The organism is Limnohabitans sp. YIMB22184 (assembly GCF_048020265.1).
Classification (GTDB): Bacteria; Pseudomonadota; Gammaproteobacteria; order Burkholderiales; family Burkholderiaceae_C; genus Limnohabitans_A.
This window is the reverse complement of the sequence record NZ_CP171843.1, coordinates 2,816,893-2,838,262: the sequence shown is the minus strand read 5'-3', so window position 1 is coordinate 2,838,262 and position 21,370 is coordinate 2,816,893. Positions and strand designations below refer to the sequence as shown.

Sequence of the window (21,370 nt, the reverse complement as noted above, 5' to 3'; positions counted from 1 at the left end):
AATGGGGCGGCGTGACAATCCGCACAAACAAGTTTAAACTGATCAGTCACAAAATGAATTTTGAAGTGCAAATGAATCACTCTTGGGTTAACCATTGGATGGGTCGCCTCGCGATGGCCGTGGTGGCCGCCATGCTGGGCTTGGGCCTGGAAGCGGCGCAGGCCGCCAGCCCACCAACGGGCGGCAACAGCACGGCCTGCCCTGCCTTGCTGAACCACACCTTTGAGCGTTTGCAGGATGAAAAGCCCCAGTCGCTGTGCCAGTACGCGGGCAAGGTGGTGCTGGTGGTCAACACCGCCAGCTTTTGCGGTTTCACCTCGCAGTACAAAGGGCTGGAGGCGCTGAACACGAAATACAAGGACCAGGGCCTGGTGGTGCTGGGCTTCCCGTCGAATGACTTTGCGCAGGAAAAAGGCAGCAACAAAGAGATCGCCGAATTTTGTGAAAGCACTTTTGGCGTGAAGTTCCCCATGTTCACCAAAACCCAGGTCACCGGGGATGGCGCTGCGCCCCTGTTCAAACAACTCACCGCCCAAACCGGCCAGAAGCCGCGCTGGAACTTTCACAAATACCTGATCGGCCGTGACGGCCAAGTGATCGACCAATACAACAGCATGATTGGCCCCGAGAGCAAAACCCTGGTGTCGGCCATCGACAAAGCCTTGAAAGCCAAGCCATGAGCCCGACGTCAAAACCGCGCATGAAACTGGCCATTGTGGGTTCCGGCATTTCCGGCTTGGCCGTGGCCCACACCTTGAAAGACCACGCCGACATCACCCTGTTCGAGTCGGGCGATTATTTCGGCGGCCACACCCACACGGTGGACGTGACGTTGCCCACCGCGCAAGGCCTGGTCACGCACGGTGTGGACACGGGCTTTCTGGTGTTCAACGAACGCACCTACCCCAACCTGATCAACCTGTTTGCCGAGCTGGGCGTCGAGACCGCACCGTCGGACATGTCGTTTTCGGTGCAGGTGCCGGGGGCGCTGAATGGCAAAACCCTGGAGTGGAGCGGCACCGACCTGAACAGCGTGTTCGCGCAACGTGCCAATTTGGTCAACCCACGCTTTTGGCGCATGCTGGCCGATGTGTTGCGCTTCAATGCGCTGTGCACCCGCATCGCCAAAGAGCAGCGCGAAAAAGAGTTGCAGCAACCGCTCTCCGACTTTTTGCGCACGCACAGGTTCAGCGAGCCGTTTCGTGACTGGTATTTCCTGCCCATGCTGGGCTGCATCTGGAGTTGCCCGACCGACCAGATGCTGCAATTTCCGGTGGCCACCATGATCCGGTTTTGCCACAACCACGGCCTGATCCAGGTGACGAATCGCCCGCAGTGGTTCAGTGTGGTGGGCGGTGCCCGAAACTACGTCGAGAAAATTCTGGCGGGTGTACACGACAAGCGCCTGAACACCCCGGTGCGCCTGATCGAGCGCGATGCACAAGGCGTGCGCGTCATCACCGACGGCCATGCCGAGCGCTTTGACCAGGTGGTCATCGCCACCCACACCGACCAGGCCCTGAGCCTGCTGCGCGAGCCCAGCACGTACGAGCGCAGCCTGCTCGGCGCCATCCGCTACCAGGACAACCGCGCCGTGCTGCACACCGACGCCAGCGTGCTGCCCGCCAACCCCAAGACCTGGGCTGCATGGAACTACGAACGCGCCGCCAGCAGCGAGCGCGAGTCTTCGCGGGTGTGCCTGCATTACCTGCTCAACCGTTTGCAACGCATCCCCTTTGCCCAGCCTGTGGTGGTCTCGCTCAACCCGCTGCAGACCATTGACCCGGCCACCATCGTGGGCGAATACGACTACGCGCACCCGGTGTTTGACCTGGCTGCCATCGAAGCACAAAAGAAATTGCCCTTGCTGCAGGGCCAACAACACACCTGGTATGCCGGGGCCTGGACGGGTTACGGCTTCCACGAAGACGGCCTGAAATCCGGCCTGCAAGTGGGCCGCGCTCTGCTCAAACGCATCCACGAACAGGCCCACCCTGTTCAGGACAGACTGGCCGCATGACACCCACCCCGGTCCATGCCCACACCGCCCTCATCGGTTGGGGCCAGGTGCGCCACACGCGCCACCGCCCGGCGCACCACGCCTTCGCTTACCCCACGGCGTTTTTGATGCTGCCCATGCGCAGCGTGCAAGCGGGACTGTGCCGCACCGATCTGGCCATCAACCGCCGCGCCTGGTTCGCCTTCCATGACGCCGACCACGGCGATGGCCGCCCCGCCGAGACCGGTGGTGCGCTGGCCTGGTTGGACGAACTGCTGCAAAAAGAAGGCATTTGTGATGCGACAGGCGAGGTCTGGCTGCAGGCTTTCCCGCGTGTGTTGGGCCATGCCTTCAAGCCCGTGAGCTTTTGGTACGCGCACCGCGCCGATGGCAGCCTGGCCGCCATCGTGGCCGAGGTGAACAACACCTTTGGTGAGCGTCACTGTTACCTGCTGCCCGAGCCGCAATACGGCCAAACGATTTTGGCCCACAAGGTGTTCCACGTTTCGCCCTTTTGCGATGTGCAGGGTGAGTACCGTTTCCGTTTCATGCGCACGCAGCACAAGGGCCAAGACCGCATCGTCGCGCGCGTGGACCACACCGACGACGACGGCCCCTTGATCGACACCAGCTGGAGCGGTGTGCTCGAGCCTGCGACGGCAGCCGCCCTGAGCCGCGTGATGTGGCGCTTTCCCTTGCTTACACTGGGTGTGGTGGCGCGCATCCACTGGCACGCACTCTTGCTGTGGCTGAAAAAAGTACCGTTCTGGCACAAGCCCGAGCCGCCCCGCGATTTTGTGACCCGATGAACCCTGGACCCACCGGATGCCCACCACGATGAAGACCGCCAACCCTGCCACTGCCTTGGGTGCTTCCAGCGCCGCAGCGCAGATTCCGCACGCCAGTTTGCCCAAAGCCGCTACCCGTTTGCTGGGCTTGCTCACCCGCCTGAAAATCGGCACGCTCACCTTGCATGCGCCCGATGGCAATTTTCAGGTGTTTGGCACGCACGAGGCCCCGTTTGCGGCCCTGCACATCCACCGCTGGTCGGTCTGCGCCGAAGTGCTCAAGTCGGGCGACATTGGCTTTGCCGAAGGCTACATGGCGGGCGACTGGGACACGCCCGATCTGGCCGCCTTGCTGCGTCTTTTGATCGCCAACCGCACGCAAATCGAGGGCGCGATTTACGGCCACTGGCTGGGGCGGCTGGTCTACCGCGTCAAGCACCTGCTCAATCGCAACAACCGCAGCAACAGCCGCAAGAACATCCACGCGCATTACGACCTGGGCAACGCTTTTTACGAGCTGTGGCTGGACGGCACGATGAACTACTCGTCGGCCTGGTTCAACGGCGACAAAACGCAGCCCATGGCCGATGCCCAAAAAGCCAAGGTGCGCCGCGCCTTGCGCATGGTCAACACTCAGCCGGGTGACCGCTTGCTCGAAATTGGTTGCGGCTGGGGCGCTCTGGCCGAATCGGCCACCACCGAATTTGGTGCGCACATCACGGGCGTGACCTTGTCCACCGAGCAGCTGGCGTTTGCCCAAGCCCGGATGCAATCGCACGGCGTACAGCAGCGGGCCGATTTGCGCTTGCAGGACTACCGTGACATCAACGATGGCCCGTACGATGCGATCTGCTCGATCGAGATGATCGAGGCGGTGGGGCAAGAATATTGGCCCACCTACTTCCAGACGGTGAGCCGTTTGCTCAAGCCCGGTGGCCGCGCCTGCATCCAGAGCATCACCATCGACGACGCACTGTTTGAGCGCTACCTGCACTCCACCGACTTCATCCAGCAGTACATCTTTCCGGGCGGCTGTTTGCCCAGCCCCAGCGAGTTCCGCAAACAAGCGCAAGCCGCAGGCTTGCAGGTGGTCGATGAGCTGAACTTTGGCCCCGACTACGCTGAGACGCTGCGCCGTTGGCGCGAGAGTTTCATGGCGCAACTCGACACAGTGCGGACCTTGAAATTTGACGAGCGCTTCATTCGCCTGTGGGCCTTTTATTTGGCGTATTGCGAAGCGGCCTTCGACGAGGCCAACATCGATGTGATCCAGTTCACTTTGACCAAACCGGCCTGACGCGCATGCGCTCCTGGTTGACTACCCGCCGTGCCTTCCCGCTTCGCTCACAGGCCAGGCAGCTTGTGGGGTGTGCCGTGTTGTGCGGAGCTTTGTGGTGTGCTGCGCAAGCGCAAACGGCGCCGTTGACCAGCCCCAACGCTGCTTATGCACGCCCTGAAGTGGCTGCATTGGTCGGCGTGGTGCCCACCGCCCCTGTGCGCTTGCGGGTGTGGGGCTTCGAGGTGTACGACGCGCGGCTGTGGACGCCTGTGGGTTTTCGGCATAGCCAGTATGCGCAATTTTCGTTTGCGTTGGAGCTGCAGTACCTGCGCCACCTGGAAGGCGCGGCCATTGCCAGCCGCTCGATCAATGAGATGCGGCGGGTGGGCAGCTTCAGCGACGCCCAGGCGCAAAGCTGGTTGGCCGCCATGCGTGAGCTGTTCCCCAATGTGAGTGCAGGCGAGCGCATCACTGGCGTGAACCTGCCCGGCGTGGGGGCCGAGTTTTGGGTCAATGGTCAGCGTGTGGGCGTGGTGAAAGACGAGGCTTTTGCGCGTTTGTTTTTTGGCATCTGGCTCGATGAGCGCACGTCAGAGCCCAAGATGCGCGTCCAACTGTTGAAGGGTTTGCAGCCATGAATGCTGAGCCTGTCCCGGCCATGGCCACTGCGCCGCGCCGGGCTTCAGCGGCTTACGGTTTGCTGGGCTTGCCATTGGCCTTTGTGGCCTTGCCGGTGTACGTGCATTTGCCCAATCTGTACGCCCAGCAATATGGTGTGCCGCTGGCGGCTTTGGGCGCGGTGTTGTTGCTCAGCCGCAGCATTGACGCGGTGGTGGACCCGTGGCTGGGGCGTTGGGGTGACCGCCTTTACCGCCATTCGTGGCGGGCCGTGTGGGCAGCAGCAGTGGTGTTGGCGCTGGCTGTGGCGTTGGGTTTTACGGCCTTGTTTTTTCCGCCCGCTGCGGCTTTGTCGCCCACGGCTTTGTTGGTGTGGGTGGGCTGTGCGCTCACACTCAGTCACCTGGCTTACAGCGGGCTGGGCATCTTGCACCAGGCCTGGGCGGCGCGGCAAGGCGGCGGCGGCATCGCGCAAAGCCGCTGGGTGGCTTGGCGCGAAGGTTTTGCGCTGGTGGGTGTGCTGCTAGCGTCGGCCTTGCCCGCGCTGTGGGGCTGGGCGCTGACCACCGCTTTGTTGGTGCTCATGCTGGCGCTGGGTTTGTTCACCTGGCAGCAAACGGCACGCAATGCTTTGGCATCGGATGGCGGGGCACCTCAAGGCCATGCGGTGGGCAGCCTTTGGCAGCCATGGCAACACGCGGGCTTCCGTCGCCTGCTGATGGTGTTCATGCTCAACGGCTTGGCCAGTGCCGTGCCCGCGACTCTGGTGCTGTTTTTTGTGCAAGACCTGCTGCAAGCGCCCAAGGCCATGGAGCCGCTGTTTTTGGGTCTGTACTTTGCTGCCGGGGCGTTGTCTTTTCCGCTGTGGCTCAAGGTGATCGATCGCCTCGGCCTGCTCCGTACCTGGGCCACCGGCATGGCCTTGTCGGTGTTGGCCTTTGTCAGCGTGGTCACGCTGGGCGCGGGCGACACGACGGGCTTCTTGCTGGTGTGTGCCCTGTCGGGCATGGCGCTGGGCGCGGACCTCACGGTGCCCGGTGCGCTGCTGAATCAGCTGATTGACCGCTGCGGCGAGCGGGGCCGCACAGACGGCGCGTTCATGGGCTGGTGGAATCTGGCCACCAAGCTCAACTTGGCTTTGGCCGCTGGGCTGTCTTTGCCACTGCTTGGCTTGTGGGGTTATGCCCCGGGCCAGCAAGGCGCTGACGCCGTGCTGGCGCTGGGCCTGGCTTATGGCCTGCTGCCTTGTGTGCTCAAGCTCCTGGCGGGCTTGGCTTTGTATCTGGGTCTGATGCGTCGGCCCGATTTGATCTCGGGGCCAGATGTGGCCCATTCTGCAACATGAAAATTTGGCATGAAGCCGCTTTGACACCCGACACATTCGACCACTGGAGCCCACCATGCGCCCAAACAACGCCTTGATTCACCGCCGCACTGCCCTGACCCGCTTGGGCGCTTTGTCCATGGTGGCGGCCACGCCGTTCCTGGCCAGCTGCGCCGGCCCGCAGGTGCAAAACTATGCGCAAGAAAAACCGCAACTGGATTTGCGCACCTACTTCAACGGCACCATCGACGCCTGGGGCGTGTTCACCGACCGCAGCGGCCAAGTCGTCAAGCGCTTCACCGTGGTCATGGACTGCAGCTGGAATGGCGATGAGGGCGTGCTGGACGAGGCCTTTGTGTACTCGGATGGTACGAAGCAACGCCGCATCTGGAAACTCAAGGCCGGGCCGAACGGCACCTACACCGGCCGCGCTGACGACGTGGTGGGCGAGGCCTCGGGCCAGGTCAGCGGCAATGCGTTCCGCTGGGGCTACACGCTGGCGCTGCCAGTCGATGGCCGTGTCTGGCACGTTGACTTTGACGACTGGATGTACCTGATGGACGATCGCGTCATGCTCAACAAAGCCACCATGAGCAAATGGGGCGTGAAGCTGGGCGAGGTCACCCTGTCCTTTACGCGTCGCACGCCTTTGTTGGTGAAGCCGGGTTGATGCGCATGAGTTTGAACAAGCAGATGGGTGATTGGCAAGGCCGCCGCGTTTGGCTCGTGGGGGCATCGACCGGCATTGGCCTGGCTTGCGCACAGGCGCTGCGTGCGGCTGGTGCCCAGGTGGTAGTGTCGGCCCGCAACCCGCAAGGCGTGCAAGACTGGGCCACGCAGGATGCGGGTGTGCAGTGGCGTGCGATGGACGTGAGCGACCCGAACCAGGTTCAGGCCACAGCCAGCGCCCTGCTGGCCGAAGGCCCGCTCGACTTGGTGGTGTATGCGGCCGGTTATTACCGCGCCCAACGCGCCACGGCCATGGACATCGACGACTTGTTGCAGCACGACAAAGTCAATTACCAAGGTGCACTTCAGGTCATCAACGCGGTGCTGCCTGGCATGCTGGCACGCCAAAGCGGGCACATCAGCTTGCTCAGCAGCGTGGCCGGTTGGCGCGGTCTGCCCAATGGCCTGGCCTATGGCCCGACCAAGGCAGCGCTGACGCACCTGGCGGAGACGCTCTACATCGACTTGCAAGACCAAGGCATTGGCGTGAGCGTGGTTAACCCGGGCTTTGTGGCGACGCCGCTCACGGCGCAAAACCAGTTCACCATGCCCGCCCTTATCAGTCCCGAAGAAGCAGCCCGCGAGATGCTCAAGGGTTGGGCCAAAGGCCAGTTCGACATCCATTTCCCCAAGCGCTTCACGCTGTGGCTGAAACTGTTGCGCCTGCTGCCTTACCGCTTGTACTTTCCCCTGGTGCGCAAGTTCACCGGTTTGTAAGCCTGCATTGAAAGCCGCTCATGGACACCCGACACGCCACTCAGAACCTGGCCACATTTTTTGAGGCGCTGTCGCCGCAAAGTGTGGCGCAGCTGCATACGGTCTATGACGCACAAGCCACGTTCAAGGACCCCTTCAATGAGGTGCAGGGCCTGCCCGAGATTGAGCGGATTTTTCGGCACATGTACGTGGCGCTGGACCAGCCGCATTTTGTCGTGACCGGTCAGGTGGTGGATGGCTTCCAGGCCCTCCTGACTTGGGAATTTCGCTTTCGTTTCAAGCGTTTTGACACCACCACCTGGCAAGCCGTGCGCGGCGCCAGCCATGTGGTGTTCAACGAGCAGGGTTTGGTGACGATGCACCGCGACTATTGGGATGCCGCGGAAGAGTTGTACGAGAAACTGCCGGTGGTGGGCGGGCTTATGCGCTGGCTCAAAAAACGCGCCAACACTTGACTGCCCAGAGCTTGGTGGCAGTGGTCAGCCCGGCAAGCTGTCCATAAAGCTCGGCCGCTGGGCCAGCTTGTCGTACAGCTTGTGCAGATTCGGGTGGGGCGTGCGCCAGTCGATTTGTGGGAAACGGAAATCCAGATAGCCCAGCGCACAGCCCACGGCAATGTCGGACAGGCTCAGGTGGATGCCAGAGCAAAATGCTTTGTCACCCAGACCGCGGCTCATGGCCTGCAGGGCGTGCTGTATCTTGTCCAGTTGGCGGTCGATCCAGGCTTGGCTGCGCTGGCTGTCTGTGCGCTCGGTCCAGACCGCTTCCATGCGGGCCAGCAAGGCGGCGTCCAGTAGGCCATCGGCCAAGGCTTCCCAGGTCTTGACTTCGGCGCGTTCGCGCCCGGCCGACGGGATGAGTTTGCCCACAGGCGACAAAGTGTCCAGATATTCCACGATCACCCGTGAATCGAACACGGCTTCGCCGCCTTCCATGATCAGGCAAGGCACTTTGCCCAGAGGGTTGGATTGGTGGATGGTGGTCTGCGCCGACCAGACGTCTTCTGTCACGTGCTGGTAGTCCAGCTTCTTCTCGGCCATGACGATGCGCACTTTGCGGACATAAGGACTGGTGTTGGAGCCGATGAGTTTCATGGTGGAGAAATGTCTGAACAGAATTGCTGCTGATTCTAGAGGGTAGAGGGTGCTGGCCGCTGACAGGCGTTGTGATCGCCCTTGCCATGGCGGCTTGCCCCTGCGAATTACAATCAAAGGATGAATTTCACCCCCATTTCCGCCCTGTCGCCGCTGGATGGCCGTTACGCCAGCAAACTCAATGCCTTGCGCCCGCTCATGAGCGAGCAGGGTTACATGCACCGCCGCGTTCAGGTCGAAATCGCCTGGTTCATCGCCTTGTCCGATGCGGGCTTTGCCGAATTCAAGCCCTTGACCCCGGGTGCCCGCTCTTATTTGACAGCGCTGGTGAAAAACTTCTCAGAAGCCGACGCTGTGGCCATCAAGGAGTTTGAGAAAACCACCAACCACGACGTCAAGGCCGTGGAGTACTGGATCAAATCCAAGTTCAAGGACCGCCCTGAACTGGAAAAAGCCGCTGAATTCGTGCACTTTGCCTGCACCAGCGAAGACATCAACAACACCAGCCACGCCCTGCAGCTCAAGGGCGCACGCGCCCAGGTGATCCTGCCGGGTCTGGATGGGCTGATCGCCAAGCTGCGTGAGATGGCCCACGCGTTTGCCGAGGTGCCCATGCTCAGCCGCACCCACGGTCAAACCGCCAGCCCCACCACCGTGGGCAAGGAAATGGCCAACGTGGTGATGCGCTTGAACGGCTGCCGCGAAAAGATTGCCGCCGTCAAACTCATGGGCAAGATGAACGGTGCCGTGGGCAACTACAACGCCCACCTGTCGGCTTGGCCCGACTTTGACTGGGAAGCCTTTGCACGCCAAGTGGTCGAGACCCCCGAGCTGGCCGAAACCCAGGCCAGCCAATGGGGTTTGGGCCTCACGTTTCAGCCTTACAGCATCCAGATCGAGCCACACGACTACATGGCCGAGTTGTTTGACGCTGTGGCCCGCAGCAACACCATCCTGATTGACCTGTCACGTGACATTTGGGGCTATGTGAGCCTGGGTTATTTCAAGCAGCGCTTGAAGGCTGGCGAAATCGGTTCGTCCACCATGCCGCACAAGGTTAACCCCATCGACTTTGAAAATGCCGAAGGCAACCTGGGCCTGGCCAACGCCGTGCTCAAGCACCTGAGCGAAAAGTTGCCCATCAGCCGCTGGCAGCGTGACCTGACCGACTCTACCGTGCTGCGCAACATGGGCGTGGGCCTGGGTTACACCGCGCTGGCCTATGCCTCGCTGATGACCGGCCTGAACAAACTGGAGTTGAACGAAGAAGCGCTGGCCGCTGATTTGGACGCCGCTTGGGAAGTGTTGGCCGAGCCGATCCAGACCGTGATGCGCCGCTATGGTGTGCAAGGTGCTTATGAAAAGCTCAAGGAAGTCACACGGGGCAAGACCGTCACGGCGGCCGACCTGCATGGCTTGATTGCGGCGCTGGAAATCCCCCAAGCCGACAAGGACCGCTTGCTGGCCATGACGCCGGGCAGCTACATCGGCAAAGCCGCTGAGTTGGCCCGCCGGGTTTGATCGGTTCACATGGCCCTCAAATCCACCATCTACAAAGCCAACCTGTCGATCGCTGACATCGATCACAGCTATTACGAAGACCATCAGCTCACGCTGGCGCGTCACCCGAGCGAGACCGATGAGCGCATGATGATCCGCCTGCTTGCGCTGGCCATCAATGCCTACAAGCTGCAAGCTGTGTGCAACGGTGATGGCAAGCTGGCTTTTGGCGCGGGCTTGTCGGACCCGGACGACCCGGACGTCAGCCTGCGCGATTTCACCGGCCAGACCCGCATGTGGATCGAAGTCGGTCAGCCCGAAGACAAGCCGATCATGAAAGCCTGCCAGAAGGCCGATGAGGTGTTGCTGTATTGCTTCAACCACGCGGCCGAAGTCTGGTGGAAGGGCATTGAGAACAAGCTGACGCGCCTGGACAAGCTGCAGGTCTGGCGCGTGCCCACCGAGCGCTCACAAGAGCTGGCCCAATTGGCTGAGCGCAGCATGCAGTTGCAAGCCACGGTGCAGGAAGGCTCCGTCACCTTCAGCAGCGACAAGGGCAGCGTGCACATCGAGTTGCAACGCTGGAAGTAAAGCCTCGGCCTACAAATCCAGCTTGGTTTGGGCCTCGGCTGCCGCTTTGGCCCATTGGCGGTCTTCTGCGGCGCGTTCGGCATAACGGTTGAAGCGCCACGAGGTGCCGTCCACGGTGATGCGTCGCCAGACGGCCCGTTTTTCTCCGGCGCTCATCTCGGTCCACAGCTGCACTTCCTCAAAGCTGCGGCCGCAGCCTTTGCAGGTCTCATCGCCCTGGCTGGTCGAGCAAATAGCGATGCAAGGTGTGTCGGGTGTGCTGGCGTACCAGTCCTGCCAAGCTTCTGCAGCGGCCAAAGGCAGGGTGAACTCGTCGGCTAAATCTTGTTTGTAATAGACCATCAAGCCATACACCTCGGCCAGTGCACGCAATTCACGTGGCAAGGTGACCCCGTCCGGCGAGGGGTTCTTGAGGCGCCAATGGTTGATGGCGGCTTCGATGTCGGTGATGTGAATTCCGGCCATGGTGTGTCTGAAGAAGGAGCGCGATCATAGCGCCTTCGGGGTGAGCGGCTCAGCGCTCGGCTTGCATGGCCCGTATTTGCGCTTGGGCCTGTCGCAATCGGGTGTCCACAATCGAGGCTTCGATGTGGTCACCGGCTTGCAGTCGGTTGTTTTGGGCCCAGTCTTGCGCCGCCCGAAAGCGGTCAACCGCCCCGCTCCAATCCATGCGGGCCATTTGCGCTTCCCCTTCGGCACGCAGCGACGGCAGGCTCTGCCCCTGCAAGGCCAACATGCTGGCCAGGGTGTTCCAAGCCTGCGCATCGTGTGGGGCCTGTGTGACTTGTTCACGCAGCTTTTGGGTGATGCTGGCGCGTGCCGGATGCGGTGGCAAGCGCAACAGGGCTTGCGCGGTGGCGATGAGTTCTGGGCGCGGCAACTGCGCCTGGTTCAAGCCCTCGAGCACTTGCAGTGCTGTTGTAAAACGCTCTTGTTTGGCGGCCACCTCGGCCTGCAGCAAAAGCGTCAGCCGTTTGGCTTCGGGCGAGGTCGACGTCAATTGCGACAGCCGCTGCCAGCTGCGCTCGGCCGCAGTCATGTCCCGCAGCTGCAGGTGCGCCAAAGTGGCCGCATACAGAGCCCCTGCTTGTTGCGCGGCCGTGGCCTGTGGCGAGGTGGCCTTGCCGTCCTGGGTCCAGGCCTTTAAGGCTTCCACACTGTTTTGCGACATGACCCGGGCGCGAGCGGCCAGCATGGCTTGCACCATGTCACCGCCTGCGCGTGGGGTGGCGCTGTTCAGCTGCAAGCGCGCCTGCATGTCGGCGATGCGTTCGGTGGTCAAGGGGTGGCTGCGCAGGTAAGGAAATGCGCCGTTGTCGTTCACGCCTGCGGCTTGTTGCAGCTTGGCAAACATGCCCACAAAGCCTTGTGGGTCATAACCTGCGTCGGCCAGGATGCCGTAGCCCACCCGGTCGGCTTCACGCTCCATGTCGCGCGAATAACTCAGTTGCGACTGAATCGCAGCGGCTTGCCCGCCCACGATCAGACCCTGCGCGGCTTGGGGGTTCTTGCTGATGGCGATGGCGCCCAAAATCATCGAGCCGATCACCCAGGGCGTCATCTTGGCTTGTTCGTCAATCGACCGGGCGATGTGGCGCTGGGTGACATGGCTCAGTTCGTGCGCCAACACCGAGGCCAGTTCGTCATGGGAGGTGACCACCGCGATCAGGCCCAAATGCACACCCAGATAACCACCGGGCAAGGCAAAAGCGTTCACCGAGCGGTCACGGCCGAGCAAAATACGCCAGGCAAAGCGCTCTTGCAAATCGGTGGACAGCTCTCCACGGGCAGCGGCAGCCTTGATCAGCGGTGCCCACAGGCGCTGGATGTATTCGTCCAGAACCGGGTCTTCGAGGTAATCCGGGTCGCGGTACAGCTCCCGCGCAATGCGGTCGCCCAATTGCCGCTCGGCCCCCAGAGAAATGCCCTCGCTGTTGCCCAAAGACGGCAATGCGTTGGGCTGGGTCCAGCCAGGCTGCAAGCCCAGAGCGCCCAGCAGCAGGACCAGCATCAGTCGGGAAGGGCGAAAGAAGTGTTTCAAGGTGATCGACGTCCCATGAATGGATCGGTTGATGGCCGTATGATGCGCCATTCTTGTCAACCTTTTGTAAATGGTTTTAACCAGCACAGCCATGACCCCCTCTACCGATGTCTTGACCCATTTTGATGCCCAAGGCCAAGCCCACATGGTGGACGTGGGGGGCAAATCCAGCACGCGGCGCATCGCGGTGGCCACCGGTCGCATCGAGATGCTGCCGGCCACACTGGCACTGATCGAGTCGGGCACCGCCAAAAAAGGCGACGTGCTGGGCATCGCCCGCATCGCCGGGATTCAGGGCGCCAAAAAGACCAGCGACCTGATTCCACTGTGTCACCCGATTGGCCTGACCCGAGTGGCGGTCGAGTTCGAGGTGTTGAGCGCTGACAATGCGGTGGCCTGCACGGCCACTGCCGAAACCATCGGCCAGACGGGTGTCGAGATGGAAGCCCTCACGGCCGTGCAAGTGGCTCTGCTGACGATTTATGACATGTGTAAAGCCGTCGATCGGGGCATGACCATCAACGGCGTCACCTTGCTGGAAAAGCATGGGGGTAAGAGCGGGAGCTTTGTGGCGAAGTAATGGGTTACGGGTTACTGCAAATGAGGTGTTTGGTCAAAGTGTTGGCTTTGGCGCTGCCTTTCACCTCAAGCGACGGTAGCCCCACACCACCCGCATGCCGGTGGTGATTGCGCACAGCACAGCAAAGCCGTAAGCCAGTACCGAAAAGTACCCGGGCCAAAAGCACATGGCCGCGAACACTGCGATGGTTTCTGTGGCCTCGGTGAGGCCCCCCAAAAAGTAAAAGCTTTTGCCTGGCAAAGTCGTGTCAGCCAGTCCCCGTTTTTCGGCCAACGCGGCGAAAGCCAGAAAGCTGCTGCCGGTGCCGATGAAGCTGGCCAGCAGCACGGCGGCGGGCAGTGCGTTGGCTGTGGGGTTGGCCACGGCAAAGGCCAGGGGAATCGTGGCGTAAAACAAAAAGTCCAGCGCGATGTCGAGGAAGCCGCCCGCGTCGGTGGGCTGCGTGAGGCGTGCCACTGTGCCGTCCAAGCCATCGAGCAGCCGAGAAGCGAGCAGCAGCGCCAAGCCCGCCATCCACGCCTGTGAAGCAATGGCCACGCCGGCGGCCAGGCCCAATACAAAGCCTAGCCAGGTGAGTGCGTCAGCGCCCACACCTGTGCGCACCAGCACGCGGGCTGCGGCATTCAACACAGGGCGCAGCAGCGCCTGGGCATGGCGGTCAAGCATGTGCGGCTCCGATCACAGCTGGGGTGCCCAGCTGTACCACTCGTTCGGGGTCGGCGATGTCTTCAGGGTCGTGCGTGACCATCATCACCGGGATGCCCCGCTCGCGCACGTGGGCAAATACCCACGGCCGCAACTGCGCACGCAAGGCCGCGTCGAGTTTGGAAAAGGGCTCGTCTAGTAGTAGGGCCTGCGGTTCGGCCAACAGCGCCCGCATGAGCGCCACACGGGCGCGTTGCCCGCCCGACAGGGTCGATGGATCGCGTTCGCCCAAACCCGTCAACTCGGCTTCTTGCAGTGCTTGCTGCACACGCGCCTGGCGCTGTGCTGGCGGCCCATGGCGGGGCACGGCAAACAGCAGGTTTTCAGCCACGGTCATGTGGGCAAACAGCAGCGCATCCTGAAACACCAGACCTACCCCGCGCAGGTGAGTGGGCAGTGGCGTGAGGTCGCGGCCGTTCAGCCACACGCGGCCTGCAAACTGCAAGGGCTGCAGTCCTTCGGACACGCTGGTCAGCGTGCCCGCGATGGCGGCCAGCACCGAGCTTTTGCCGCAGCCGCTGGGGCCCATGAGCGTGAGGATCTCGCCGGCAGGCACGTGCAGGTGCAGGGCTTGCACCAGGGCCTGCGTGGGCGTGCCCAGGCGTTCGATGTCGATCTGCAGTCCCGCGTTCATGTGTTGGCTTTCATCGGCCCGATCTTCTCAAATTGTCGCGGCCTGCCCCACCAGCTTGCCAAGGCAAAGGCCAGCACGGGCAAGAGCATCTGCAAGGCTGCATAAGCGCTCATGAGTGAGCGCTGTGCGCCAGATGCCAGCGTTACGGCTTCGGTGGTCACGGTGGCAAAGCGCCCCGCCCCCACATACAGAGTGGGCAAATACTGCGCCACGCTGACGGCAAAACCCACCGCCCAGGTCGAGGCGATGGCGCGTCGAAGCAGGGGCCATTGGATGTGCCGCAGATACGTCCAGCGCCCATGACCTAGGCTGGCTACCACCGCAGCCTGGCGCGGGTCTACTGCCAAGTAGGCCGGCTCCAAAGCCAGCAGCACATACGGCAACACCATGACCGAATGCGCCAGCAGCAGGCCCAGCCATTGTCCCTCCAGACGCCACTGCAGCGCGAGGCTGTACAGGCCCACCACCCACAACACCGAGGGCAGCACCAGAGGGAGAAGCCACCAAGGCCGCAAAGCCCGTTGCCAGCTGCGCGGGGCCCATTCCAACCACGCCACCGACCAGACCAGACACAGGCTGGCCGATGCCACCGCCAAGCCCAAAGTGGTCCACACCGTGGCGGCACTGGCCAGCACCTGCGACCAGGCGTGCGAGGTCCACAACGACGGCCACAGCTGCGGAAAAGGCCAAACCCCCGAGACGCTGCCCATCGCGAGCGCGAACCAGACGGCGAGGTAGGCACCGCCGATGGCGAACGCCAGGCCGGACATTCGGCCGCAAGACAGGCTTGCTGTTGAATGCCAATGCTTGCTTGAAAGGCCATTCGGCTGTGGTGGCAGCCTCCCACAAAAACGCCCAACCCAAGGCAGTGTTTTTTGTAGCAGCGAGCCCTTGCTCGCGAATGTTCGCAGGCCCGACCACGCACGCAACAAAACAACCGTCAGCCCCGCCCATATCGCCACACTCGCCGTGAGCGCACCCGCCGCCGCCGCCCCTTGCGCCTGCATGGCCGCATCGGCATCGCCCAGCCATTGCCAGGCCAGCACCGCCAAAGTGGGCGGCGACGCAGGTCCGATGATGAGCGCCATGTCCACCACCGTGAGGCCATAGACCAGCACCGCCAGCAAAGGCCAGCGCAAGCGCGGGGCCAGCTGCGGCCACACCACTTGTGCAAAGGCCTGCGGTGGTGTGTGGCCCAAGGTTTGGGCCAGTGCAAATTCGGCCTGCCAGCGGCGGCGCAAGTCTTCGCGCTGCAGCTGCGTGGCCGCCACCCACAACAAAAAAGGCACTTCCTTGAGCCACAGCGCCAAAATCAGGCCCAAGCCCCAGGGGTCTTGCGTGGTCGGCCAAGGCGGCGGCGCGTCAAAACCTGTCCAGCTCGGCGACACCAGGCGCAAGGCCCAGCCACTGGGTGAGAGCCACAGCACCAGGCCAATGGCCATGGCCGCGTGCGGCGTGGCCAGCAAGGCGGGCACATGCAACAGCCAACGCGCCAGTTGCCGGCGGATGAAACCACTGGCCAGCAAATGGGCCATCGTCCACCACACCAGTGCCGTTGAGGCCAGGCCGGTCCACAGCGTCATGCCCCAAGCACGCAGTGTTTGCGGATCGGTCCACAGAGCTTGCCAGCCCTGCGCGTCAAGCACTTGCGATGCGGCTGCCCACAAGGCCCAAGCCATGGGCATGGCAGCGATCAAGGCCAGCAAAAAAGCGGGCAAGAAGCTCACACGCCGTAGCGGCGTGTCCACTCTTTTTCGAGCGCATCGACCCAGGAAGCGTGCGGCTCAGACAGCACGGGTGCGGTCATGGCCACTTGCCCAGGTCGCGCTGCCGACTGAAAACGCGCCCGCTCGGCAGCGGGTAAGCGGGCCACATCCAGCACCGTTGGGTCGCCCCACACATCGATGTCGGCCTTGCGTGCTTGGGCTGCGGGTGACAGCAAGAAGTTGGCCGCCACCTGCGCACCTGCTTTGCTGGGCGCGTTGTAAGGAATGGCCACAAAGTGCGTGTTGCCGATCGTGCCCTTGGCAAACTGCCAACTTTGCACCGTGGCAGGCAGGCGCTTGGCAGCGATCTCGTTGGCCGCCTCGTTGGGGTTGAAGGTGAGGCCCAGCAGCAGCTCACCATCGGCCATCATCTGGCGCACGGCGGCCGAGTTTTGTGGAAACTGTTTGCCACCTCGCCACAGCTGCGGGTGCAGCGCATCCAGAAAGCGCCACAAGGGTGCAGCCTGGGCCGCCAAAGCAGCGGCCGTCACGGGCTGAGCCAGCGTTTTCACATCAGGCGCATGCTCGATCAAGGCCTGCTTGACGAAGGTTGTGCCATGGAAATTGGGCGGGCGCGGGTAGGTGATGCGCCCGGGTTGCGTGCGGGCCAAGGCCAGCAACTCGGCCATGCTTTGTGGTGGCTGGGGCAGTCGCTGGGCATCGGCAAAAAACGTCAGTTGGGCCATGCCCCAAGGTGCTTCCAGTCCATCGGTCGGCACCGAAAAATCAACCAGTGTGGTGGGCTTGCCCAGCGTGTCCACCCACTGGAAATTCGGCAAGGCTTGGGCAAAGGGCGCAGACAGCAGGCCATCGCGTTTCATGGCGGCGAAGTTCTCGCCGTTGATCCAGACCAGGTCGACCGTGCCTTCGGTATCCTGGCGACCGGCTTGCTTTTCGGCGCGCACGCGCTTGACGACATCGGCCGCATCGCTGATCTTGACGTGCTGCAGCTTGACGCCAAAGTCACGCTGCAATTCGGCCGCCACCCATTGCAAGTAGGCGTTGATCCGCTCGCTGCCCGCCCAGGCATTGAAGTAAACGGTTTGACCGCGTGCGGCACGCAATGTATCGGTCCAAGATGAGGCGGCTTGAACAGGGCAAACCACTGTTGCGGCCAGCAAACCCAAAGTGCTGCGACGCGAGATGGAAGTCAAAGGTGTCATCGGAGAATCCATGAGGTGCCTCGCCTGAGTCAACAAAATCAAACCTCAGTCGCCAAAGGCAAGTTCAGCAACAGGTTTTGCGGTTTGAGTTTGAGCAGGCCTTGTTCGTTCATGGCCAGGCCCAGATAGACGGGCTTGCCCTGAACATCGGCACGCATGTCTTGCGGGTTGTCAAAGCGCAGTTTGAACAGGCTGATGAGCTGTTGTTGGCGCTTGGCATCCAGCTCAGTGCCTTGGTACAGGTCGTTGAGCAAGGCTGTGGCGGTGGCGTCCAGCCCCACATGCCAGCGCCAAGCCGGATCGTCGACTTTTTGTACCGGCTCGATGCTGACGGCCACCCCTAAAAAGTGCTGCACCCAACGAGCCAGTACCACCGACAAGGCCTTGAGCCCTGAGCGGGCGTTGACCATGCTCAGAATCAAACCGTGCGGCAATTCGTTTTGCAGTTCATGCGTCATGTCGAGCAAAAACGCATAGCGACCCAGGCCTTCGCGTTGCGCAAAATAGCGCTCGGCGTTGTCTGGGTGCAGCACCTTCACATCAACCGCCTTGAGCGTGGCGCCGCCCTCCATCAAGAGGCGGCCCATTTCGCCCAGGCCACCTGTGGATTTGAGGCTATCGAGTGTGTCGCTGTCGCCCGACAGCACACGGCCGCCTTCGATGGTGATGCGCTGACGGCGAAACAGCAACTCGGCCGCACGCCAGACCCAGGCGTCCTGCACATCGGCCAGCACATTGCACACGATGGCCTGCACCACGAGGTCAATGAAAAGCGGAGGCAGCTGAATGTTGCCGCTTTGTTGCCAGGCCATGTAGGCCGACTCCAGCGAGCCAGCGGCTTGCACCTCATCACGAAAGCGCAAGAACAGTTGGTAGTTCTCCCGCGCATCGTCGTCCTTGAAGGCCTGAAGTTGCGCAGGCAACACGGGCATCAAAGGATCATCCAGCAAGGCCTTGTGCAAACGTTTTTCGGCTTTGCATGATTCGGGCACCAAGGCCAGCTCGGGGCGCTGCAACCACAGCCGCCAGTAGTCGGGCGTGGGGCTCATCCAGCCACGCGCGTTGCGCGTCAGGTGTTGGTGGCCGCAGGCTGTCCAGAAGTTGTGCATGGTGGTCACAGGTTGGGGGCCAACAAGCGTTGCAGATCTTTGACTTCCACACCTCTGCGCTGGGCCAGGTCTTGTACCTGGTCGTCGCCCACTTTGCCGACGTTGAAGTATTGCGCCTCGGGGTGGGCGATGTAGAAGCCGCTCACGCTGGCCGCAGGCGTCATGGCCAGGCTCTCGGTCAGACCCATGCCGATGTCCTGGCATTGCAGCAAGTCGAACATCGCTTTTTTGGCGCTGTGGTCGGGGCAGGCAGGGTAGCCGGGTGCGGGGCGGATACCCTGGTACTTTTCGGCAATCAGCTCTTCGTTGCTGAGCACTTCACCAGCGGCGTAACCCCAGAGATCGGTGCGCACTTTTTTGTGCAGGCATTCGGCCAGCGCTTCGGCCAGGCGGTCGGCCAGTGACTTGAGCATGATGGCGCTGTAGTCGTCGTGTGCGGCTTCAAAAGCGGCGGCGCGTTTGTCGGCACCGATGCCTGCGGTGACAGCGAACACGCCGACGTGGTCGGGTGCGGTGCCTGCGGGTGCCACGAAGTCGGCCAGGCAACGGCTGGGGCGCATCACGCCATCGATCATGTGTTTCTCGGTCTGTTGCCGCAAGCCGCGCCAGGTCATGGCGACCTGCTGCCGGGACTCGTCGGTGTAGAGCGCGATGTCGTCGTCGCTCACGCTGTTGGCGGGGAACAGGCCCAGCACCGCGTTGGCCGTGACCCAGCGGCCATCGATGATTTTTTGCAGCATGGCTTGGCCGTCTGCATACACCTTGCGGGCCTGCTCACCCACCACCTCGTCGTCGAGGATCGCCGGGAAAGGCCCGGCCAAGTCCCAGGTCTGGAAGAACGGGCCCCAGTCGATGTACTGCGCGATTTCGGCCAGGTCGTAGTTCTTGAACACGCGGCGGCCAATGAACTTGGGCGCGGCGGGCACGCCTTGTGACCAGTCGATGGGCGTCTTGTTGGCGCGGGCCTGCGCCAACGTCCACATGGGGGTTTGTTTTTTGCCCGCGTGCTGCTCGCGCACCTTGGCGTAATCGGCGTTCAAGTCGGCGATGAACTTGGCCGCTTGCTCGGACAGCAAACCCTGCGCCACGCCCACGCTGCGCGAGGCATCGGGCACATAGACCACGGGGCCGGAATAGTTGGGCGCGATCTTCACAGCGGTGTGCACGCGGCTGCAGGTGGCACCACCGATCAAGAGCGGCATTTGGCGCTCGCGGAAGTACGGGTCTTTTTCCATCTCGGCCGCCACGTACTGCATCTCTTCGAGGCTCGGCGTGATCAGGCCCGACAGGCCAATGATGTCGGCGTTTTCTTCCTTGGCTTTGGCCAAAATTTCGTGGCAGGGCACCATCACGCCCATGTTGACCACTTCAAAGTTGTTGCACTGCAAGACAACGGTGACGATGTTCTTGCCAATGTCGTGCACATCGCCCTTGACGGTGGCGATCACGATCTTGCCCTTGGCTTTGACGTCGTGCCCTGCAGCTTCTTGCGCGAGTTTTTCGGCTTCGATGTAAGGCAGCAAATGCGCCACGGCCTGCTTCATCACCCGGGCGCTTTTCACCACTTGCGGCAAGAACATCTTGCCCTGGCCGAACAGGTCGCCGACCACGTTCATGCCGTCCATCAACGGGCCTTCGATCACATGCAAGGGCCGTCCGCCCTGCGCCAAAACCTCTTGGTAAGCCGCTTCGGTGTCTTCGTTGATGAAGTCGGTGATGCCGTGCACCAGCGCATGCGAGAGGCGCTGCGCCACGCTCACAGGCGCATCGGGCGTGCCGCGCCAGGCCAGCTTGGTGCTCTCGTCTTTGGCGGCACCCTTGGCGCTGTCGGCAATCTCCACCAGGCGCTCGCCCGCGTCAGGGCGGCGGTTCAACACCACGTCCTCCACCCGCTCGCGCAGCGTGGGCTCCAGGTCGTCGTACACACCGACCATGCCCGCGTTCACGATGCCCATGTCCATGCCCGCTTTGATCGCGTGGTACAGGAACACGGTGTGGATCGCTTCGCGCACCGGGTCATTGCCCCGGAAGCTGAAGGACACGTTCGACACACCGCCCGACACCTTGGCACCCGGCAGGTTCTGCTTGATCCAGCGCGTGGCTTCGATGAAGTCCACCGCGTAGTTGTTGTGCTCTTCGATGCCGGTGGCGATCGCAAAAATGTTGGGGTCGAAGATGATGTCTTCGGGGGGGAAGTCCACCTCGTCCACCAACACGCGGTAAGCGCGCTCGCAGATCTCGATCTTCCGTTCGTAGGTGTCGGCCTGGCCTTTCTCGTCAAACGCCATCACCACAGCGGCCGCGCCATAGCGCTTGACCAGCTTGGCCTGGCGCTTGAATTCGTCCAAGCCCTCTTTCATGCTGATCGAGTTGACGATCCCTTTGCCCTGGATGCAGCGCAGACCCGCTTCAATCACGGTCCATTTGCTGGAATCCACCATCACCGGCACGCGGGCAATGTCGGGCTCACCCGCCATCAGGTTCAAAAACCGCACCATGGCCGCTTGGCTGTCGAGCATGGCTTCGTCCATGTTCACGTCGATCACCTGTGCACCGTTTTCGACCTGCTGACGCGCCACGGCCAAGGCCTCTTCGTACTGGCCGTTCAGGATCATGCGGGCAAAGGCTTTGGAGCCGGTCACGTTGGTGCGCTCGCCCACGTTGACAAACAGCGAACCGGTGCCGATGGAGACAGGCTCCAGACCGGACAGTTTCATGGGGGGAACAGACACG

General features: G+C 62.2%; 21 protein-coding genes. 12 read left to right on the top strand and 9 right to left on the bottom strand.

From position 1 onward, the window contains the following. The first annotated feature begins 71 nt into the window (after window positions 1-71). The 9 genes from ACHEXL_RS13200 (at window position 72) to ACHEXL_RS13160 (ending at window position 7,909) form a co-directional block, all read left to right on the top strand. Complete coding sequence (locus ACHEXL_RS13200) at window positions 72-680, top strand: glutathione peroxidase (protein ID WP_416559859.1); 609 nt, start codon at window positions 72-74, stop codon at window positions 678-680. 20 nt (window positions 681-700) lie between these two features. After that, window positions 701-2,020 (top strand): NAD(P)/FAD-dependent oxidoreductase, encoded by a 1,320-nt coding sequence (locus tag ACHEXL_RS13195; protein WP_416561357.1) that lies wholly within the window; start codon window positions 701-703, stop codon window positions 2,018-2,020. Beyond that, window positions 2,017-2,808, top strand: a complete 792-nt coding sequence (locus ACHEXL_RS13190) for a DUF1365 domain-containing protein (protein WP_416559858.1) — start codon at window positions 2,017-2,019, stop codon at window positions 2,806-2,808. Before ACHEXL_RS13195 ends, ACHEXL_RS13190 begins: the two co-directional genes overlap by 4 nt. 16 nt (window positions 2,809-2,824) lie before the next feature. After that, a complete protein-coding gene (locus ACHEXL_RS13185) occupies window positions 2,825-4,084 on the top strand; it encodes a class I SAM-dependent methyltransferase (protein ID WP_416559857.1) in 1,260 nt (419 codons plus the stop codon). 125 nt (window positions 4,085-4,209) lie between these two features. After that, window positions 4,210-4,704, top strand: a complete 495-nt coding sequence (locus tag ACHEXL_RS13180) for a chalcone isomerase family protein (protein WP_416559856.1) — start codon at window positions 4,210-4,212, stop codon at window positions 4,702-4,704. Then, complete coding sequence (locus tag ACHEXL_RS13175) at window positions 4,701-6,029, top strand: MFS transporter (RefSeq protein ID WP_416559855.1); 1,329 nt, start codon at window positions 4,701-4,703, stop codon at window positions 6,027-6,029. The genes ACHEXL_RS13180 and ACHEXL_RS13175 overlap by 4 nt, the downstream gene beginning before the upstream one ends. Window positions 6,030-6,084: 55 nt before the next feature. After that, complete coding sequence (locus ACHEXL_RS13170; protein ID WP_416559854.1) at window positions 6,085-6,678, top strand: DUF3833 domain-containing protein; 594 nt, start codon at window positions 6,085-6,087, stop codon at window positions 6,676-6,678. A gap of 5 nt (window positions 6,679-6,683) precedes the next feature. Then, window positions 6,684-7,454, top strand: coding sequence for an SDR family NAD(P)-dependent oxidoreductase (locus tag ACHEXL_RS13165; protein ID WP_416559853.1), 771 nt, complete (start codon window positions 6,684-6,686; stop codon window positions 7,452-7,454). Between the two features lie 20 nt (window positions 7,455-7,474). After that, window positions 7,475-7,909, top strand: coding sequence for a nuclear transport factor 2 family protein (locus ACHEXL_RS13160; protein ID WP_416559852.1), 435 nt, complete (start codon window positions 7,475-7,477; stop codon window positions 7,907-7,909). 24 nt (window positions 7,910-7,933) lie between these two features. On the opposite strand, the gene ACHEXL_RS13155 is transcribed toward ACHEXL_RS13160, so the two are convergent. Beyond that, window positions 7,934-8,548, bottom strand: a complete 615-nt coding sequence (locus ACHEXL_RS13155; protein WP_416559851.1) for a glutathione S-transferase N-terminal domain-containing protein — start codon at window positions 8,546-8,548, stop codon at window positions 7,934-7,936. 120 nt (window positions 8,549-8,668) lie between these two features. Here ACHEXL_RS13155 and purB point away from each other — a divergent pair, with 120 nt between their 5' ends. Then, entirely contained in the window at window positions 8,669-10,069 is a 1,401-nt protein-coding gene (purB, locus tag ACHEXL_RS13150) for an adenylosuccinate lyase (RefSeq protein ID WP_416559850.1), read from the top strand. 9 nt (window positions 10,070-10,078) lie between these two features. Then, window positions 10,079-10,639, top strand: a complete 561-nt coding sequence (locus ACHEXL_RS13145; RefSeq protein WP_416559849.1) for a YaeQ family protein — start codon at window positions 10,079-10,081, stop codon at window positions 10,637-10,639. 9 nt (window positions 10,640-10,648) lie between these two features. Here the strand turns inward: ACHEXL_RS13145 and ACHEXL_RS13140 are convergent, their stop codons facing one another. Continuing rightward, a complete protein-coding gene (locus tag ACHEXL_RS13140) occupies window positions 10,649-11,104 on the bottom strand; it encodes a DUF3717 domain-containing protein (RefSeq protein WP_416559848.1) in 456 nt (151 codons plus the stop codon). 49 nt (window positions 11,105-11,153) lie between these two features. Further along, on the bottom strand, window positions 11,154-12,650 hold the full coding sequence (locus tag ACHEXL_RS13135) for a M48 family metalloprotease (RefSeq protein ID WP_416559847.1): 1,497 nt from the start codon (window positions 12,648-12,650) through the stop codon (window positions 11,154-11,156). Window positions 12,651-12,771: 121 nt separating this feature from the next. Here ACHEXL_RS13135 and moaC point away from each other — a divergent pair, with 121 nt between their 5' ends. Then, the gene (moaC, locus tag ACHEXL_RS13130; RefSeq protein ID WP_416559846.1) at window positions 12,772-13,260 is read left to right on the top strand and encodes a cyclic pyranopterin monophosphate synthase MoaC; all 489 of its coding nucleotides are present in this window, start codon (window positions 12,772-12,774) and stop codon (window positions 13,258-13,260) included. Window positions 13,261-13,320: 60 nt separating this feature from the next. Here moaC and ACHEXL_RS13125 read toward each other — a convergent pair whose 3' ends face one another. The 6 genes from ACHEXL_RS13125 to metH are packed head-to-tail and all read right to left on the bottom strand — an operon-like array spanning window position 13,321 to window position 21,354. Beyond that, window positions 13,321-13,926 (bottom strand): CDP-alcohol phosphatidyltransferase family protein, encoded by a 606-nt coding sequence (locus ACHEXL_RS13125; RefSeq protein WP_416559845.1) that lies wholly within the window; start codon window positions 13,924-13,926, stop codon window positions 13,321-13,323. Further along, window positions 13,919-14,599, bottom strand: a complete 681-nt coding sequence (locus ACHEXL_RS13120; protein WP_416559844.1) for an ATP-binding cassette domain-containing protein — start codon at window positions 14,597-14,599, stop codon at window positions 13,919-13,921. The genes ACHEXL_RS13125 and ACHEXL_RS13120 overlap by 8 nt, the downstream gene beginning before the upstream one ends. Beyond that, window positions 14,596-16,347, bottom strand: coding sequence for an ABC transporter permease (locus tag ACHEXL_RS13115; RefSeq protein ID WP_416559843.1), 1,752 nt, complete (start codon window positions 16,345-16,347; stop codon window positions 14,596-14,598). The genes ACHEXL_RS13120 and ACHEXL_RS13115 overlap by 4 nt, the downstream gene beginning before the upstream one ends. Further along, window positions 16,323-17,528 carry an ABC transporter substrate-binding protein gene (locus ACHEXL_RS13110; protein ID WP_416559842.1) on the bottom strand — a complete coding sequence of 402 codons (1,206 nt, stop codon included), beginning with the start codon at window positions 17,526-17,528 and terminating at the stop codon, window positions 16,323-16,325. Before ACHEXL_RS13110 ends, ACHEXL_RS13115 begins: the two co-directional genes overlap by 25 nt. A gap of 38 nt (window positions 17,529-17,566) precedes the next feature. Further along, complete coding sequence (locus ACHEXL_RS13105; protein WP_416559841.1) at window positions 17,567-18,637, bottom strand: DUF6352 family protein; 1,071 nt, start codon at window positions 18,635-18,637, stop codon at window positions 17,567-17,569. A 5-nt stretch (window positions 18,638-18,642) separates the two neighbouring features. Further along, window positions 18,643-21,354 carry a methionine synthase gene (gene metH, locus ACHEXL_RS13100; protein ID WP_416559840.1) on the bottom strand — a complete coding sequence of 904 codons (2,712 nt, stop codon included), beginning with the start codon at window positions 21,352-21,354 and terminating at the stop codon, window positions 18,643-18,645. Window positions 21,355-21,370 lie beyond the last annotated feature (16 nt).

Bases quoted from the DNA above. Each gene is read 5' to 3' on its own strand.
- ACHEXL_RS13145 (WP_416559849.1), top strand. From the start codon at position 10,079: ATGGCCCTCAAATCCACCATCTACAAAGCCAACCTGTCGATCGCTGAC.
- ACHEXL_RS13190 (WP_416559858.1), top strand. From the start codon at position 2,017: ATGACACCCACCCCGGTCCATGCCCACACCGCCCTCATCGGTTGGGGC.
- ACHEXL_RS13155 (WP_416559851.1), bottom strand. From the start codon at position 8,548: ATGAAACTCATCGGCTCCAACACCAGTCCTTATGTCCGCAAAGTGCGC.
- ACHEXL_RS13200 (WP_416559859.1), top strand. From the start codon at position 72: ATGAATCACTCTTGGGTTAACCATTGGATGGGTCGCCTCGCGATGGCC.
- ACHEXL_RS13140 (WP_416559848.1), bottom strand. From the start codon at position 11,104: ATGGCCGGAATTCACATCACCGACATCGAAGCCGCCATCAACCATTGG.
- ACHEXL_RS13105 (WP_416559841.1), bottom strand. From the start codon at position 18,637: ATGCACAACTTCTGGACAGCCTGCGGCCACCAACACCTGACGCGCAAC.
- ACHEXL_RS13175 (WP_416559855.1), top strand. From the start codon at position 4,701: ATGAATGCTGAGCCTGTCCCGGCCATGGCCACTGCGCCGCGCCGGGCT.
- ACHEXL_RS13125 (WP_416559845.1), bottom strand. From the start codon at position 13,926: ATGCTTGACCGCCATGCCCAGGCGCTGCTGCGCCCTGTGTTGAATGCC.
- ACHEXL_RS13110 (WP_416559842.1), bottom strand. From the start codon at position 17,528: ATGACACCTTTGACTTCCATCTCGCGTCGCAGCACTTTGGGTTTGCTG.
- metH (WP_416559840.1), bottom strand. From the start codon at position 21,354: ATGAAACTGTCCGGTCTGGAGCCTGTCTCCATCGGCACCGGTTCGCTG.
- ACHEXL_RS13160 (WP_416559852.1), top strand. From the start codon at position 7,475: ATGGACACCCGACACGCCACTCAGAACCTGGCCACATTTTTTGAGGCG.
- ACHEXL_RS13185 (WP_416559857.1), top strand. From the start codon at position 2,825: ATGCCCACCACGATGAAGACCGCCAACCCTGCCACTGCCTTGGGTGCT.
- ACHEXL_RS13165 (WP_416559853.1), top strand. From the start codon at position 6,684: ATGAGTTTGAACAAGCAGATGGGTGATTGGCAAGGCCGCCGCGTTTGG.
- purB (WP_416559850.1), top strand. From the start codon at position 8,669: ATGAATTTCACCCCCATTTCCGCCCTGTCGCCGCTGGATGGCCGTTAC.
- ACHEXL_RS13170 (WP_416559854.1), top strand. From the start codon at position 6,085: ATGCGCCCAAACAACGCCTTGATTCACCGCCGCACTGCCCTGACCCGC.
- ACHEXL_RS13120 (WP_416559844.1), bottom strand. From the start codon at position 14,599: ATGAACGCGGGACTGCAGATCGACATCGAACGCCTGGGCACGCCCACG.
- ACHEXL_RS13135 (WP_416559847.1), bottom strand. From the start codon at position 12,650: ATGCTGGTCCTGCTGCTGGGCGCTCTGGGCTTGCAGCCTGGCTGGACC.
- ACHEXL_RS13195 (WP_416561357.1), top strand. From the start codon at position 701: ATGAAACTGGCCATTGTGGGTTCCGGCATTTCCGGCTTGGCCGTGGCC.
- moaC (WP_416559846.1), top strand. From the start codon at position 12,772: ATGACCCCCTCTACCGATGTCTTGACCCATTTTGATGCCCAAGGCCAA.